Here is a 16,196-nt window from a genome sequence, read left to right on the forward strand (position 1 = left end):
TGGTCCGTACTGACGTGTGACCAATACCTCGCGCTTAGGGGAATCTCATGTCCATCCCCTACGTTGGAAGAGGTAAGGCACACGAAAGGGGACTGCCATGGCAGAACGTGCATTGCGAGGCGCTCGACTCGGGACACAGAGCTTCGAGGACGAGCGCGGCGTGGAAATGGCTCCCCGTCAGCAGGTCGAATACATCTGCGCTGATGGGCATACCTTCTCGGTGACGATGGCCGATGAGGCCGACATCCCGTACGAATGGGAAGACCCCAAGACCGGTCAGATCGGCACGCGCGTCGAAGGTGGCGAACCGCTCGTCAAGAACGAGAAGGCAGTTCGCACGCACTGGGACATGCTGCTTGAGCGTCGATCGGTCAAGGAGCTCGAAGAGATCCTCACCGAGCGGCTTGAGTTGCTCCGTGGTGGCGAGATCGGACCTCCGCATCTCCATCGACCCGTCAAGAAGGCGGCCAAGAAGGCTCCGGCCAAGAAGTCGGCTTAAGCCTCACCGTGCAAGACCCCGACCAGCTGGTCGGGGTCTTCTCTGTTTCTAGCGCAATCGCTTGGGAACGAGACGTTGCAAGCCCCACACGGTGACCCGCCACAGAGCCTCACGGACGATGTGGCCACTCATCTTGGACTCACCACGTACGCGCTCGACGAAGGTGATCGGTACCTCGACGATCGACATGCCTTCGTTGAGTACGCGTCGAGCCATGTCGATCTGGAAGCAGTAGCCCTGCGACTCGACCTCATCGAGCGGCAACCGCTCGAGGGTCTCGCGCCGGAAAGCCCGATAGCCGCCAGTGGCGTCCTTGATCGGCAAACCGAGCATGAGCTGGGCGTAGAACGTGCCACCTCGGGAGATGAACTTGCGGTACCAAGGCCAGTTGACGACTCCCCCGCCGGGCACCCAACGCGATCCGAGAACCAGATCGGCGCCCCGTTCGCTCGCCTCGAGCAGCCGACCCAGGTCTTCGGGACGATGCGAACCGTCGGCGTCCATCTCGCACAGAACGTCGTAGCCGCGCTCGATCCCCCACGCGAACCCGGCCCGGTACGCAGATCCGAGTCCTTGCTTACCCTCGCGGTGCATCACGCTGATCCGTTGATCGGCAGCGGCAAGCTTGTCGGCGATCTCGCCAGTCCCGTCCGGTGAGCCGTCGTCGGCGACCAAGATGTTGACCTCAGGCTGGCGAGTCAGAACCTCTGCGGTGATCCAGGCGATGTTCTCGGCCTCGTTGTACGTCGGAATGATCACCAAGGTGCTCATGCGCGATCATCCCTTCTTCCTTCGCGTGCTGAGGAACCATGCTCCCAGACCGAGGGTCACCAAGAGATATTCCAGCGGTGCCCCGATGCGCAGCGCTGGAGTCTTTCCGTCGCCGAGCTCAACCTCTTGGTTGAGGAACGCAGGCTCATGCATCGGGGCACGCTGCACGACATTGCCATCTGGATCAACAGTGCCGCTGATGCCGTTTGTAGAAGGGACGACGACCCATCGGCCAGTCTCGACGGCGCGCAGGCGCGAGATGTCCCACTGCTGTTCGGGCTGAGAGGTGCCGGTGAAAGCCGCATTGCTGGTCTGGACAACGAGCAGCTGGGCGCCGCCGTCGATGGCTCGGCCAGTCACCGAGTCGTACGCGATGTCGTAACAGATCGTGTCGCCGATCTTGGTGTTGGCGATATCCATGGCTCCCGGCTCATCGCCTGCCAGCATGTCGCGCGGGATGTCACGCGCCAACCGCTTGAATAGCCCGCCGATGTACTGGGCGTACAGGGACGTCTCCCCGTCGGACTGGGTCCGTCCAGGGACATACTCGCCGAACGGCACTGGCTTGAGCTTGACGTATCTGTCCCCCGGACCGTTGGCGTCCCAGACTTCGCCCGCGTTGTAGGAGGTGTCGACGGTCGGCCCGTCGAGGAGTCCACCTACGAGAATTGGAGCGCCGATGCGCGCGGACAAGCCCTCGATACGGGCGCGCACGCCTTGGTCGAAGTTGGGGTCGACGTCGGTGGAGTTCTCCGGCCACAGCACCATGTCAGGTCTGGGCACCTCACCGGCTTCGATCGCTTCGGCCAGCTTGTCCGTCTCGGCCGCATGAAGGTCGAAGATCTCACCGCGTGGCCAGGTGAGGAAGACGCCAGGTACGTCGCCCTGCACGAGCGAAACCTGCCGCGTGCCTGCTGCGCCCGCGATCCCGGTTGGCAGCAGGAGGCCGACGAGCACGAGCCCGGCGATGGAAAGGGCGGCGCCAGCCTTGCGGCGCACGGTCGAACCGGTGATCAGCACGAGAAGCATCGCTGCGACGAGGAACAAGACGGCGCTCGTGCCGGGCATCGCGACAAGGCGCGCGTACGACGCGAACGGCGTGTCGATCGACGTATGGGCGAGACGACCCCATGGGAACCCCGTGAAGGGGAAGACAGAGCGTGCGAACTCTCCCGCGACCCAGACAGCCGCCCCCCACAAAGGCCAGGCACGCAGGCGTGTGGCCGCGCGTAGAGCCAGCATGATCGGAGCGAAGAACAGCGTCTCCAGGATGACGAGCCCGATGTAGGCCGCACTGCTGACTGCGTTCATCCACCAGATCAGCGGCGCCATGTATGCCAGGCCAAACACAAGGCCGGCGATGACGACCGTGCGCTTGCGGGCGTCCTTCAGCTCGCTGGCGAGCCAGATCAGTCCCGCCAGCGAGACAACCATGGCGTACGGGATCCCAACCGGGTCGAAACCCAGCGAGGCGACGACACCCAGCACCGCGGCAATCAGCCATGCGTTCCTAGGGCGCGCCCAGGTGGACGTCACAGCGCGATGAGCTCTCGCGGCTGGTTGTTGAGGACCTCGAGACCGTCGGCAGTGCAGACCACGATGTCCTCGATGCGGGCACCGAAGCGACCCTCGAGGTAGATGCCGGGCTCGATCGAGAACGCCATACCTTCTTCGAGGACCAACGAGCTGCCCTCCACGATGTACGGCTCCTCATGGGTCTCCTGGCCGATGCCATGACCGGTGCGGTGGATGAAGCGATCGCCATAACCCGCCTCGGTGATGATCGCGCGGCCCACGGCGTCGACCGACTCGGCGGTGACACCTGGCTTGGCGTAGTCGAGCTGCGCCCGCTGAGCCGCCTGAAGGACGCCATAGAACTCGGCGTACTCGGCTGGAACAGCACCGCCTGCGAGGTAGTTGCGGGTCGAGTCGGAGCAGTAGCCCGCGTGGTTGGTGCCACCGATGTCGATGACGACCGGGTCGCCTTCTTCGATCACCCGATCTGAGAGCTCGTGGTGCGGCGACGCGCCGTTGGGACCAGAGCCGACGATGACGAAGTCGACCGTCTCATGACCTTCATCGATGATTGCGCGGGCGATGTCCGCGCCGACCTCGCGTTCGGTGCGTCCGGGACGCAGCCACTCCCCCATGCGTGCGTGTACGCGGTCGATTGCCTGGCCCGCTTCCCGCAGTGCGGTGATCTCGTCGGCTTCCTTGCGGATACGCAGTTCTTGTACGAGTGGTCCGGCAAGAACCTGGCGCGAGTTGGGAAGGGCATCCTTCAACGCAAACACCCGGGACGCCCACATGTGGTCGTCGAGTCCGATCGTCGCGGCGTCCCCCACCAGGTCGGTCACCAGGGCGAAGGGATCTTCGGTCTCGGTCCAGGTCGCAATGGCGACGTCAACGCCGGAAGCACCCGCTGCCGCTGCTTCGAGAGCCGGGACGATCAGCGTCGGATCGCCGTGCGCGGGCAGAACGAGGCACGTCAACCGCTCCAGCGGAAGCGCCGTATAGCCCGTCAAATAGCGTAGATCTGCGCCCGGAGTGACGAGGAGGGCATCAATACCCTCGGAAGCTGCCAGTGCCTGTGCCTTGCGCCATCTGCTCATTTCGACACCTCCGTTGAAAAGGCACGGTACGAAGGCGTCGAATTGATGCCTGTGCTTTTGGTTCCCTCGCTGCGCTCGCTCACGCTGGAACGATACCGGCGGGCCTGAAGCAGCCGCGAGCGCGATCCTGACGCACCGCCGATCGCTGTCGCCATTCAACTGCGCGTGACCTTCCGGGGGTGCCATGATTTGGCAACTCAGATCCAGGCAGGAGACACCTTGTGCTCTACATGAATGGAATCGTCGGGTTCCTCGTTCTCGGCCTTTGGATCTTCTGTCTGATAGACGCCATCACCACGGACGAAGGATCAGTCCGCAATCTCGGCAAGGTGATGTGGATTGTGCTGATCATCCTCCTGCCATTTGTCGGGTCGATCGCGTGGCTGGTGGCCGGCAGGCCGCAGGCTGCTCGTTCCATGCCGTACAAAGGCAACTACGGTCCGGTCGTCTCCGACCGTGATCGACCCATTCGGCATCCGTCTTCGATCCCGGAAGATGACGAGGACTTCCAGCGGAAGCTCCGCGAACGCGTCGAGGAGCAGCGGCGTGCGTACCGCGAGCGCCAGCAGCGGGAGATCAACGAGGACGACCAGCCGGCGACCTGAGTAGGGTCGGAGCATGCCCAACGGACGACTACTTCTCCTGGACAGCGCAAGCCTCTACTTTCGGGCGTTCTTCGGAGTGCCAGACTCGCTGAAGGCTCCTGACGGCACGGTCGTCAATGCACTCCGAGGCATGCTGGACTTCGTTGCGACGCTCAGCACCGAGTTCAAGCCGGCCGCGATCGTGGCGTGCTGGGACGACGACTGGCGCCCGCAATGGCGCGTCGATCTCATGGACACCTACAAGACGCATCGCGTCGGTGAAGACGGCGCCGAGGGCGACACGACCGAAGGTCTCCTCGGCCCTCAGGTTCCGCTGATTGCCGAGGCGCTTGCGCTGTTGGGCATACCGGTGATCGGTGCGGCTGGAGCCGAGGCGGATGACATCATCGGCACGCTCAGCCACGACTGGGATGGGCCGGTCGACGTGGTCACCGGTGACCGCGACCTGTTCCAGCTCGTCGACGACGAACGGTCCGTACGAGTCATCTACACATCGCGCGGCGGTGTCGGCAATCCCGATCTCGTCGACAACGCCTGGATGCGCGAGCGCTATGGCATCGATGCCTCGCAGTACGTCGACTTCGCCGTGATGCGCGGCGACCCTTCGGATGGCATTCCGGGTGTGCCGGGCATCGGTGACAAGACGGGTGCTGTACTCCTGAACGAGTTCGGCGACCTCGACGGGATCATTGCCGCCGCAGAGGATCCTGCGAGCTCCATCAAGCCACGCGTACGCCAGTCGCTGAAGGACTCAGCCGCCTATATCGCCGCCGCTCGCACTGTTGTCGCCGTCAAACGCGACGCCTGCGAGATCTCCGCGTGGGAGCTCGAGGCGTTGTCGACCGACCAGCAGGCTGCGTTCCGGGCCTTCGCCGAGACCTGGGGCATCAGCGGGGCAGCCGACCGGGTCCTCGAAGGACTCGCTAGCTCGTGATCGAGGTGTAGGACACGACACCGTGGCGCAGCAGGTCGAGTGCCTCGCGTGCGGTCTTGCGCAACGGACCGGGACCAGACGCGTCAGCGACTTGAGCCACAACGTCGATCAGCTGCTTCATCGCGCGCACGAAGTCGCCTGCCGCGAGCTCCATGTCGGTGAGCACGTCGTCGAGCGAGGCGCCCATGGACCACTGCCAGACGCCTTGGGCGAACCCGAAGTCCGGCTGGTGCAGAAACTTCACGCGATGCTCGCGCTCAAGCCGTTCGAGCTCTGCACCAAGTGAGCTCATCGCGTCAGCGACATCACGTACGTTCTTGGTCGGGAAACGTGGCGCCGGTGCATCGTCAGAATTGCGCGATTCGTACGTCAGCCCGCTGATCGCTGCGGCCAGCTCAGGAGCGTCGAGGTTGTCCCATACGCCCTCGCGAATGCATTCGCTGACAAGGAGATCGAGCTCGCTGTAGACACGCTGGAGTTTCTTGCCGTCCTCGGTGACCTCGTCGCCATCCAGGTAGCCGAGCACATCGAGCACTTCACAGACGCGATCGAACTGACGGGCGACGGTGTTGGTGCGCTGTTCGATGCGTGACCGCTGGTTCTTGGTGTCGCGTTCGAGCTTTTGGTAGCGCTCTGCCCAGCGGGCGTGGGACTCACGATCAGGACAGTCGTGGCACGGGTGTTCGCGCATCTTCTCGCGCAAAGCGTCAACGCGCGGGTCCTTGCGCGGACCGTGCTCGCGATACGCGACCTTGGGCTTCCAGGCGACTCCCTCGGCGTGGTTGCGCAGGCTGGACGCCAGGTCGCGGCGTGCCTGCGGGTTGCGAGCGTTGAAGGACTTCGGGATGCGGATGCGGGTGATCACGCTGACGGGAGTCGGGAAGTCAACCATGGCCAGCCGACGGGCATGCCGGTTGGCCGTCAGGACCATCGGGCGTGGTCCCTCGCGGTCGGCCTGCGTACCGGGGTCAAGAACCACGGCGATGCCAGCCCAGCGCCCTGCTGGGACGTTGATGATGTCGCCCGGCTTGAGACCGACGAGAGACTCAATCACGACCTCACGGTCTGCTGAGCGTCGCTCACGGGCACCCGAAGACTCGATGTCACTGATCTCGCGGCGCAACGCGGCGTACTCCATGAAGTCGCCCAGATGGCACTGTGCCGACTCGCGGTAGCCGTCGAGTGCGTCATCGGCCTTGCGAATCTGCCGAGCCATACCGACCACGGCGCGGTCGGCCTGGAACTGGGCGAACGACTGCTCGAGCAGTTCCCGCGCCGTCAGACGCCCGACTTGGCCGACCAGGTTGACCGCCATGTTGTAGGACGGGTGGAACGACGAGTTGAGCGGATACGTACGCGTCGAAGCCAGACCGGCGACCTGCTTGGGGTCGAGTCCGGGTTGCCACAGGACGACGCCGTGTCCCTCGATGTCGATGCCGCGGCGCCCGGCGCGCCCGGTGAGTTGGGTGTACTCCCCCGGCGTGATGTTGGCGTGAGTTTCACCGTTCCATTTCGAAAGCTTCTCGATGACGACAGAACGTGCGGGCATGTTGATGCCGAGCGCGAGGGTCTCGGTCGCGAAGATCATCTTGACCAGGCCCCGGCTGAACAGCACCTCAACAACTTCCTTGAACGTCGGCAACATGCCTGCGTGGTGGGCCGCAATCCCGCGTACGAGCGCCTCACGGAACTCGTAGTAGCCCAACACCTCAAGATCGTCTTCGGGCAGGTGCGAGCACGCCTCGTCGACGACAGCGGTGATCTCCGCCTGCTCTTCGGGCGTCGTCAGGTTGAGGCGAGCATCCAGACACTGTTGGACGGCGGCTGCGCATCCGGCTCGGCTGAACACGAACGTGATCGCGGGCAACAGTCCTTCGGCGTCCAGACGCTCGACAAGCTCGATGCGACCGGGCGTACGGTGACGGCTGCGCGGCCGGTGACCGCCCTTCTTGGGCCGACTCTTGGACATCCGGGAGTACTGCCAGTCCTCACGCGCAATGCGCTCCAATGCCCGATTGACCTCGGTGCCACCGGACTCGAACAGCGGGAACAGCTTGCGACCCACCAGCACGTGCTGGTGGAGCGGTACGGGCCGGCGCTCCTCGACGATCGTCACGGTGTCGTCACCCCGAACTTCGGTGAGCCACGCCCCGAACTCCTCGGCGTTCGACACAGTCGCCGACAGCGAGATCACCGAGACCGATTCCGGGAGGTGGATGATGACCTCTTCCCAGACGGCGCCCCGGTTGCGGTCTGCGAGGTAGTGCACCTCGTCCATCACGACGAAGCCGAGACCCGTGAGCGTGCTCGAGCCCGCATACAGCATGTTGCGGAGCACCTCAGTCGTCATGACGACGATCGGCGCTTCACCATTGATGGTGTTGTCGCCCGTCAGCAAGCCAACATTGTCGGCGCCATAGCGATCGACGAAGTCCGAGAACTTCTGGTTGGAGAGTGCCTTGATCGGCGTCGTGTAGAAGCACTTGCGACCGCTTGCGAGCGCCATGTGCACGGCGAACTCGCCGACCAGCGTCTTGCCGGAGCCGGTCGGCGCGGCGACCAGGACACCGTGGCCGTCCTCGACAACCTTGCAGGCCTCGATCTGGAAGTCGTCGAGCGGGAAGTCGTACAGATCACGGAAGGAGGCCAGGAGTGGATGTTGCTGATCCGCCCGGGATTTCGCGTACTTCTCAGCGGGCGTCGTCATACGGCCAGCCTACGTGGCGGCAGGTGGTGCGAAGACCCGCAGCGCGCCGGGCTGGATGCGTGTTGTCATCGGAAGCGGGCCGAGCCGCTCCCCGTCGCCGTACGCAACGATGCCGGGTGACGTGAGCGTCACTTCCTTGACCAGGTGACGCTCGAACTCCGGGAGCGTGATGTGGGTGCCCTTGTAGAGCTTGGGGAACACACGGAGCAGCTTGGGCTTGCTCACGGGGTTGATGACGACGACGTCGAGCAGACCGTCGTCCATCTCGGCACCTTCGCAGATGCGAAGCCCGCCGCCGAACGACGGGCCGTTGCCGACAGCGACGAGCATCGCTTCGCGCTCAATCGTCTTGCCATCGAGCACGAGCGTGAACGGCATCGGCTCGAACGCCCGCAGCTCGGCGACCATCGCGATGTTGTAGCGCATGTTGCCGCGCGGCCAGGTCATCTCGTTGGCGCGCTCGTTGACCTTGGAGTCGAACCCCGAGGCCACAACGGTCGCGACGTACGCCTCGTCGGCGCGCGCGAGGTCGATCGTACGCACGTTGCCGGCAATGATCAGATCGACGGCGGCGTCGACGTCCTTGACGGGGATGCCGAGTGATCGGGCCGTGTCGTTGCCCGTGCCAGCCGGGATGAGCCCGAAGACCAGATCCGAGTCGGCGACATGATCGAGGACCCCGTGCAATGCGCCGTCGCCTCCGACAACCAGCACGCCGTCGAGTCCCCCGTCGATTGCCAGCTTGAGCTGATCACGTGCGGCAGCCGCATCGGCACCCTGGACGATGATTGTCGAATGGCCCGCATTGCCAAGGCGTTGAGCAGCCTGTGCGGAAATCGTCTCGCCATGGCGCTTGCCTGACGTGGGGTTGACGACGATCGCGAAACGCATGCGCCCAGCGTAATGGCCGGTCAGTCTCCCAGCGGGGAGGTTTCGTCATCCAACGGCGACGCTTCGTCGTCGGACAGCTCCACAGGAGCGGACTTCCCCTTGCGTCGATCGCTGATTCGGGCGATGACCTCAGCCACCAAGTACAGAACGAGCATCGGGACCGCGAGGAACAGCATCGTCAGCGGGTCGGTGCTCGGGGTCGCCACAGCGGCAAACACGAAGATGCCGATCACGGTCCACGGTCGCGCCGACGCCAGCTGCCGGGCACTGACCGCGCCGATGCGGTTGAGCAGGATCACGACGAGAGGAATCTCCGCCGCAACGCCAAACACCAACATCATCCGGATGACGAAGTCGAAGTACTCCGCACCCGTGACGAGGTTGCCCACGCCATCGGGAACGAAGCCGATCAGCACGTCGATGGCCTTCGGGAGCACGACGTACGCCAGGGCCGCGCCAGCAAGGAAGAGCGGGACACCCGTCGCGGTCAGGAGCAGCGCCCAACGCTTCTCGTTGCGGTGCATCGCGGGGAGGATGAATCCCCACAACTGCCACAGCCATATCGGACTGGTCAGGAGCACGCCCGAAACCAGCGAGATCTTGAGCTGGAACGTGAAGGCGCCACCGATTCCGGTGATGACGATGTCCGACTCGATACCGCGCTCCTCGAGCAACGGCTTGATGTCGTTGTACGGGTGCGTCAGGAAGTCGAGGATCTGGTCATAGAAGAACCACGCGACGACCGTGCCGATGAAGATGGCCAGGAGCGACTTGACCAGGCGTGTGCGGAGCTCACGCAGATGTTCGATGAGCGGCATCGTGCCGCCCGGAGGGGTAGGCGTGCCGCGCCGAGGCGCCAACCTCAGCCCTGTTCGGGCTTCTTGTCCGCTTCAGCCGACTCGATGGCGTCGCGCTTGGTATCGGGCTCGTCGGTGCCCAGATCCTTGACCTCGGACTTGAAGATGCGGAGTGCACGGCCTGATCCACGTGCGAGCTCGGGGAGCTTCTTGCCACCGAAGATGAGGACGACGACTCCCAGCACGATCAAGAGTTCTGTGCTGCCCAAGCCGAACATGACTGCTCCTTCTACGAAGTTCTACCTAGTCAGCATCGTACGCGCGAAGTGCAAGGGCAGCTTGACTGGCTACGTCTGCGGCGAGTTCGGGAGGTTCGATGACCGCAACCGAGCCGGCGTTGCGCAGCACCAGCCTCCGCAGCCAGCTCCAGTCGGCGCCGTAGAGCCGCGCACGCCAGGTGCCGTCATCGGCTTGCTCGAGGAGATCAACCTGGTAGTACTCGGTCAGCCAGTGGGCTCGTGGATGCAGGTCGACCAGCGCGTACGGGGTCTCCTCCCCCACGGTGAAGAACCCGTCGGAGAGGTCGCGGGGCGTGACGTCATGCTCCTCGGCATCGAACGATGTCACGTCGGCGGCGACGATGCGGTCGAGACGGAAGAACCGCAGGTCCTCGGCCTTGAGGCACCAGGCCTCGAGGTAGAGCTTGCCCTGCTCGGTGAACAGTCGTCGCGGATCGACGTGACGATCCGTCTGCTCATCGCGCGAGGCCGTGGCGTACGTCAGCTCGAGCCTCTTGCCCGATGCGAGGGCCTGGACGATCGTCGCGTGAGTTGTCGGATCAACCTCGTCCAACACGACGTCGACCGGTGCTGTGACCGTGTCGCCCACTGCCGTCTCAAGCTTCGACAGCGCGCTGTCAATGACCGTGAGCTCTTCGCCACTCGCGGAGGCGCGGAGTGTGCGAAGCGCGACGATCAGCGCGACGCCTTCGCTCGTGCTGATGCGCAGCGGGCGACTCATGAACTCGGCGTCGCGGATCGAGACGACTCCGTCGTCCTCGAGAGCGGTCAAGTCGAAGTCGATGAGCTCGCCTGGATACTCGCCCACGCCGGTGTACATCAGCAGTCGAAGGTCATCGCGTATCTGCTTGGGCTTCACACCGAACTCGGCGGCGACCTCGTTGACCGGAATGCCACCGTGCGACTGTAGGTACGGCACCAGCGCAAGCATGCGCACGACCTGCGACCTCGACCTCGTCATGCCGACACCGTCCCGCTGGCTGCGGCCTGCAGCCGTTTGACCACGGCATCGCGCACCGACGACGGCGAAATCACCACGACGTCGGGGCCATATGACGCGACCTCGGAGGCAAGCTCCCAGTCGGACGAATAGCGAATCTCGACCTCGTCGAGGTCACCATTGATCGGGGTGACCTTCTCGGCAAGACGGCGCAGTGACAGGCCGCGACCCTTGCGGATGTGAAGCACTGCTGCCTCGTCTGGAGGCGACGGGAACAGTCCGCGAGCGAGATCCTTCATGTCGGTTCCCTCAGGGACCTCATACGATCCGGGCGAACCAGTCGTCTTGACGTCACCAATGACTCGGGACAGTCGGAAGATGCGCGGGCCCTCACGATCGAGGTCGAATCCGCCGACGTACCACCGGTCGCGCCAGGAGATGATCCCCCACGGCTGCAGGTGACGTTCCATGGCTTCGCGAGCCGGGCGCGCGTACACAAATGACACCGGGATCTTGCGTGTCACGGCGTCCCACATTGCGTCGAACGACGGTTCATTGGTCGAGAGCTTGGGTTCGGCCATGCGAAGCACCGAGGTGTCGACATCGACACCGATCGCCTTGAGCTTCATCAGCGCCGTGGTCGAATCGTTGGCCAGACCCGCGTGCTCCCAAACCTGCGTCGCGAGTCCGATGACGGCTGCTTCCTCGCGCGTCAGCTCGAGATCAGACAGCTCGGCAACGTCTCGGCGAATGCGGTAGCCAACCTCGTCGTCGAAGTAGACATCGTTCCCGCCGGTCTCGACGGGTATGCCGAGCTCGCGGAGCTCTTCCTTGTCTCGCTCGAACATGCGGTCAAATGCATCGCTGCTTGGTGCATCGCGATAGTCGGCGATTGCGTCACGGATCTGCACCTTGGTGAGGAACTGCTTGCTCACCAGTAGAGCGAAGATGAGGTTCATCAACCTCTCGGTCTTGCGCTCGGCCATGAGAGGAGGATGTCAGGAAGCGTCGAGCAAGTCGATCGAGAAGATCAGCGTGTCGCCACCCTTGATGTCCTCGCCGCTTCCTTCCTTGCCGTACGCGACGTCAGCCGGGCACACCAGAACGACGCGGCTGCCGACCTTCTGGCCCACCAGCTCGTCGGTCCAGCACTTGATGAGCTGGCCTTCAGCGAGCGCGAACGAGGATGGAGCCTTGCGTGCCCATGACGAGTCGAAGGTCTTGCCGGCCGGGTAGATCTGGCCGAGATAGTGGACGCTGAGCGTCTGGCCGAGCTTGATGGTCGGGCCGGTGCCCTGGATCACGACGTGCGAGCTGGCCTTGGTCGCCTTGGCCGCAGTCTTGGAGGTCTTCTTGAACTTGGAGGGCTGCTTGTTGGAATCGAGGATCAGCTTGGGTAGATCCTTGGGCAGCGCCTTGGCCTTGCCGCTCGCGATCTCGGGAACCTTCGCGATGATGTCGAAGAGGAACACCATGGTGTCGTCCTTCTTCATACCGAGCTCGGCCTGGGCTTGGCCGAAGCCGTCCTTGGGTGGGATTGCGACCAGTACGCGGCTGCCGACCGTCTTGCCCTTCAGTCCCTTGACGAATCCGGGAAGGATCGACGTCTCGGCGAGCGTGAGGGTCAGCGGCTTGTCGCTGGTGAAGGAGTTGTCGAACTCCTTGCCCGTACGTCCGTTGATCGCCACGTAGTTGACCTTGACGGCGTCGCCCTCGGCGAGCTCGTCGCCGCTGCCGGCGGTGAGGACCTTCGAGCTGGTCTTGGTGGCCTTGAAGTCCTTGCCGACTGTGACCTTGGGCTTGGTGTCCGTGCTGACCTTGATGTCGCCCAGACCGCCTGAGGCGTCGTCGGAGCCGCATCCGGCAAGAACCAAGCTGGTGGCGGCAACAGTTGCCACGAGGAGACGGCGCACGAAAGAAACCTTTGGATCGGTGGAAGGGCCGTTGGTCATCGTATCGACAGATCCCAAGAGGATGCTGAGCCCGGTCACATACCGTCTATGAGCCTCTGCACGCGCTCATCGTGGGAGCGGAACGGGTCCTTGCAGAGCACGGTGCGTTGTGCCTGGTCGTTGAGCTTGAGGTGCACCCAGTCGACGGTGAAGTCACGGCGACGCTCCTGGGCACGCTTGATGAAGTCACCTCGCAAGCGAGCGCGCGTTGTCTGCGGTGGGATCGACTTGGCAGCGAACACGTCGAGGTCGTTCGTCACGCGAGCCACGGCGCCCTTCTTCTCGAGGAGATAGAAGATTCCGCGATCGCGGCGGATGTCGTGATAGGCGAGGTCGAGCTGGGCAATGCGCGGATCGCCCCAGCTGAGCCCGTGGACTGAGCGATAGCGGTCGAGCAGCTTGTACTTGATCACCCAGTCGATCTCGCGCTCCACGAGCGAGAGATCCTCGGACTCGACGGCCTTGAGCGTGCGCTCCCACAAGTCGAGCGTGCGAGTGATGGTCGGGGTATGCAGCCCGTGGCGGTCGACGAACTCGGCGGCCTTGCCGAAGTACTCGGCCTGGATCTCCAGGGCGGAGAGTTCGCGGCCGTTGGCCAGCTGAACCTTCTTGCGGCCAGTCATGTCGTGGGCGATCTCGCGGATTGCGCGGATGGGGTTGTCGAGCGTCATATCGCGCATCGACACACCTCCCTCGATCATCCGGAGGACGAGATCGGTGGTGGCGACCTTGAGCAGAGTGGTCGTCTCGCTCATGTTGGAGTCGCCGACAATCACGTGTAGGCGCCGGAACCGCTCGGCATCGGCATGCGGCTCGTCACGGGTGTTGATGATGGGTCGGGAACGAGTCGTCGCGCTAGAGACGCCTTCCCAGATGTGCTCAGCGCGCTGGCTGACCGAGAAGATCGTGCCGCGAGGAGTCTGCTGGATCTTGCCGGCACCGCAGATGATCTGGCGTGAGACAAGGAACGGTATGAGCACGTCGGCGAGGCGGCTGAACTCCCCCGCTCGGCTCACGAGGTAGTTCTCGTGGCAGCCGTACGAGTTGCCGGCCGAGTCGGTGTTGTTCTTGAAGAGGTAGATGTCGCCCTCGACGCCGTCGTCGGCGAGCCGCTGTTGGGCGTCGATCATCAGGCCTTCGAGGATGCGCTCCCCTGCCCGGTCATGCGTGACGAGGTCAACCAGGTCATCGCACTCGGGTGTGGCGTACTCGGGATGGCTGCCGACATCGAGGTATAGGCGGGCGCCGTTGCGGAGGAACACGTTGCTGCTGCGTCCCCACGAGACAACCCTGCGAAACAGGTAGCGAGCTACCTCGTCAGGTGACAGACGGCGCTGGCCCTTGAACGAGCACGTGACGCCGTACTCGTTCTCGATGCCGAAGATCCGCCGATCCATGGGCTCAGCCTAGTCACGCCCGCCTGACACTGCGGGACAACACGGCGTCGACACCGCACAGACCTCAGCGGTTTGTCAGGAGCCCAGAGCCGCGACAACGTCCGCTTCGCTCACGCGACGGAACTTCCGCGGCTGCGAGCGTGCTCGAGTCAGGACCGCGATCTCGAGTGCCGAGGCCTCGACGGTACGAGCCGGCTCGACGTCATGCCCGAGCGCCTCCACCGCGATCTTGATCGCCTTGGGAAGGGTGAGGCCAGGTTTGAAGTGCGCACCGAGGTGTGCCTCGACCTGCTCGCTCTGACCGCCCATGACGCCGAATCCCTGAACGTCAGCAACGGATCCGTCGTAGGTCAGACGGTAGATCTGGTCTTCCTCGGCGGAGTCGCCAACTTCGGCGACGAAGATCTCGACCTCGTACGGCTTCTCGCCGCCTGAGGAGAAGATCGTGCCGAGTGTCTGTGCGTAGGCATTGGCGAGTCCGCGGCCGGTGACGTCCCGGCGGTCGTAGGAGTAGCCGCGCATGTCGGCAAGGCGTACGCCGGCGATGCGGAGATTCTCGAACTCGTTGTAGCGACCAACTGCGGCGAAGCCGATTCGGTCGTAGATCTCGCTGACCTTGTGCAGTGCCTTGGAGGCGTTCTCCGACACGAACAAGATGCCGTCGGCGTACTGGAGGATCGCGACGCTGCGGCCTCGAGAGATGCCTTTGCGGGCGAAGTCGGCCCGATCCTTCATGAGCTGTTCGGGTGAGACGTAGAACGGTTGTGTCATCTGATCTCTCCTCTCAGCTCAGTGGGGCGGTCGGGCCGTCGGGACGTACGAGGCGGCCGCCGATGACGTCGTCGGCGATCGCACCAACCTCGTCCTCCGCCAGCTGACGGTAGCCATCGGCGGTGACCACGGCGACGATCGGGAAGATGCGTCGGGTCAGGTCTGGCCCGCCGGTGGCCGAGTCGTCGTCGGCAGCGTCGTAGAGCGCCTGGATCACCGCGGTGACGCAGTCGGCTTCGGTGAGGTCGGGGCCGTAGAGCTTCTTGAGCGCTCCTCGGGCGAACATCGAGCCGGAGCCGACCGAGTGGAACGCGTGCTCTTCGTAACGACCGCCGGTGACGTCGTACGAGAAGATGCGGCCCGCGGATGTCTCGAGGTCGAAGCTGGCAAACAGCGGTACAACAGCGAGCCCCTGCATCGCCAGGCCGAGGTTTCCTCGAATCAGCGCAGCGAGGCGGTTGGCCTTGCCGTCGGACGATAGGACGATGCCTTCGATCTTTTCGTAGTGTTCGAGCTCGACCTGGAACAGTCGTACGAGCTCGATCGCGAGTCCGGCGCTGCCGGCAATGCCGATGCAGGAGAACTCGTCGGCCGGGAAGACCTTCTGGATGTCGCGCTGTGCAATGACGTTGCCCATGGTGGCGCGGCGGTCTCCGGCCATGACGACGCCGCCATCGAAGGTTGCCGCGACGATCGTGGTGCCGTGGGGTGCCAGGTCGCCGTGGCTTCCACCGGCGCCGCGGGCAGCGGCGCCCGGCATCAGGTCAGGTGCAGTTGAGGCGAGGTAGTCAGCGAACGAGGACGATCCGGACAGGCGATTGCCGTCTGGGAGCATCACTGCCCGCCCTTCTGGACGAAGCTGCGAACGAACTCCTCGGCGTTCTCCTCGAGCACGTCATCGATCTCGTCGAGGATCGAGTCGACGTCATCGTCGAGCTTGACCTTCTGCTCGACGTCGACCTCAGTCGTCTCGGCCGTGACTTCGGGCTCGGTCGACTTGCGCGTGTTCTTGTGCTGCTGC

At 64.1% G+C, this 16,196-nt stretch carries 17 protein-coding genes; 3 read left to right on the plus strand and 14 right to left on the minus strand.

Annotated elements, in window-relative coordinates:
* Positions 1-97 precede the first annotated feature (97 nt).
* Positions 98-499 (plus strand): RNA polymerase-binding protein RbpA, encoded by a 402-nt coding sequence (locus V6M39_RS01215; protein ID WP_309969662.1) that lies wholly within the window; start codon positions 98-100, stop codon positions 497-499.
* A 48-nt stretch (positions 500-547) separates the two neighbouring features.
* On the opposite strand, the gene V6M39_RS01220 is transcribed toward V6M39_RS01215, so the two are convergent.
* Genes V6M39_RS01220 through V6M39_RS01230 form a run of 3 tightly spaced genes read right to left on the minus strand, consistent with a single transcriptional unit; the run spans position 548 to position 3,882 of the window.
* The gene (locus tag V6M39_RS01220; protein WP_332641830.1) at positions 548-1,270 is read right to left on the minus strand and encodes a polyprenol monophosphomannose synthase; all 723 of its coding nucleotides are present in this window, start codon (positions 1,268-1,270) and stop codon (positions 548-550) included.
* Between the two features lie 6 nt (positions 1,271-1,276).
* A complete protein-coding gene (gene lnt, locus V6M39_RS01225) occupies positions 1,277-2,806 on the minus strand; it encodes an apolipoprotein N-acyltransferase (protein ID WP_332641831.1) in 1,530 nt (509 codons plus the stop codon).
* Complete coding sequence (locus V6M39_RS01230) at positions 2,803-3,882, minus strand: M24 family metallopeptidase (protein ID WP_332641833.1); 1,080 nt, start codon at positions 3,880-3,882, stop codon at positions 2,803-2,805. Before V6M39_RS01230 ends, lnt begins: the two co-directional genes overlap by 4 nt.
* Positions 3,883-4,112: 230 nt before the next feature.
* Here V6M39_RS01230 and V6M39_RS01235 point away from each other — a divergent pair, with 230 nt between their 5' ends.
* A complete protein-coding gene (locus V6M39_RS01235; protein WP_332641845.1) occupies positions 4,113-4,487 on the plus strand; it encodes a PLDc N-terminal domain-containing protein in 375 nt (124 codons plus the stop codon).
* 13 nt (positions 4,488-4,500) lie between these two features.
* A complete protein-coding gene (locus V6M39_RS01240; RefSeq protein WP_332641834.1) occupies positions 4,501-5,421 on the plus strand; it encodes a 5'-3' exonuclease in 921 nt (306 codons plus the stop codon).
* Here the strand turns inward: V6M39_RS01240 and V6M39_RS01245 are convergent.
* The 11 genes from V6M39_RS01245 to V6M39_RS01295 form a co-directional block, all read right to left on the minus strand.
* Positions 5,411-8,128, minus strand: coding sequence for a DEAD/DEAH box helicase (locus V6M39_RS01245; protein WP_332641835.1), 2,718 nt, complete (start codon positions 8,126-8,128; stop codon positions 5,411-5,413). The two genes, V6M39_RS01240 and V6M39_RS01245, sit on opposite strands and share 11 nt — an antisense overlap.
* Before the next feature lie 9 nt (positions 8,129-8,137).
* On the minus strand, positions 8,138-9,019 hold the full coding sequence (locus V6M39_RS01250) for a diacylglycerol kinase (RefSeq protein ID WP_332641836.1): 882 nt from the start codon (positions 9,017-9,019) through the stop codon (positions 8,138-8,140).
* Between the two features lie 20 nt (positions 9,020-9,039).
* A complete protein-coding gene (gene tatC, locus V6M39_RS01255) occupies positions 9,040-9,837 on the minus strand; it encodes a twin-arginine translocase subunit TatC (protein ID WP_332641837.1) in 798 nt (265 codons plus the stop codon).
* Positions 9,838-9,881: 44 nt separating this feature from the next.
* Entirely contained in the window at positions 9,882-10,094 is a 213-nt protein-coding gene (tatA, locus tag V6M39_RS01260; protein WP_332641838.1) for a twin-arginine translocase TatA/TatE family subunit, read from the minus strand.
* A gap of 25 nt (positions 10,095-10,119) precedes the next feature.
* The gene (locus tag V6M39_RS01265) at positions 10,120-11,076 is read right to left on the minus strand and encodes a helix-turn-helix transcriptional regulator (RefSeq protein WP_332641839.1); all 957 of its coding nucleotides are present in this window, start codon (positions 11,074-11,076) and stop codon (positions 10,120-10,122) included.
* Complete coding sequence (locus tag V6M39_RS01270; protein WP_332641840.1) at positions 11,073-12,041, minus strand: helix-turn-helix transcriptional regulator; 969 nt, start codon at positions 12,039-12,041, stop codon at positions 11,073-11,075. The genes V6M39_RS01265 and V6M39_RS01270 overlap by 4 nt, the downstream gene beginning before the upstream one ends.
* A 12-nt stretch (positions 12,042-12,053) precedes the next feature.
* Positions 12,054-12,968, minus strand: a complete 915-nt coding sequence (locus V6M39_RS01275; protein WP_332641841.1) for an FKBP-type peptidyl-prolyl cis-trans isomerase — start codon at positions 12,966-12,968, stop codon at positions 12,054-12,056.
* 74 nt (positions 12,969-13,042) lie between these two features.
* On the minus strand, positions 13,043-14,404 hold the full coding sequence (pafA, locus tag V6M39_RS01280) for a Pup--protein ligase (protein ID WP_332641842.1): 1,362 nt from the start codon (positions 14,402-14,404) through the stop codon (positions 13,043-13,045).
* Between the two features lie 75 nt (positions 14,405-14,479).
* Positions 14,480-15,175: a proteasome subunit alpha gene (prcA, locus tag V6M39_RS01285; protein ID WP_332641843.1), complete on the minus strand. Its 696-nt coding sequence runs from the start codon at positions 15,173-15,175 to the stop codon at positions 14,480-14,482.
* Positions 15,176-15,188: 13 nt separating this feature from the next.
* Positions 15,189-16,010, minus strand: a complete 822-nt coding sequence (prcB, locus tag V6M39_RS01290; protein WP_332641846.1) for a proteasome subunit beta — start codon at positions 16,008-16,010, stop codon at positions 15,189-15,191.
* Positions 16,010-16,196, minus strand: a 187-nt coding sequence (locus V6M39_RS01295) for a ubiquitin-like protein Pup (RefSeq protein ID WP_332641844.1), incomplete at its 5' end; no start/stop codon positions are given. The genes V6M39_RS01295 and prcB, both read right to left, overlap by 1 nt.

It is taken from the genome of Aeromicrobium sp., assembly GCF_036675695.1.
Classification (GTDB): Bacteria; Actinomycetota; Actinomycetes; order Propionibacteriales; family Nocardioidaceae; genus Aeromicrobium.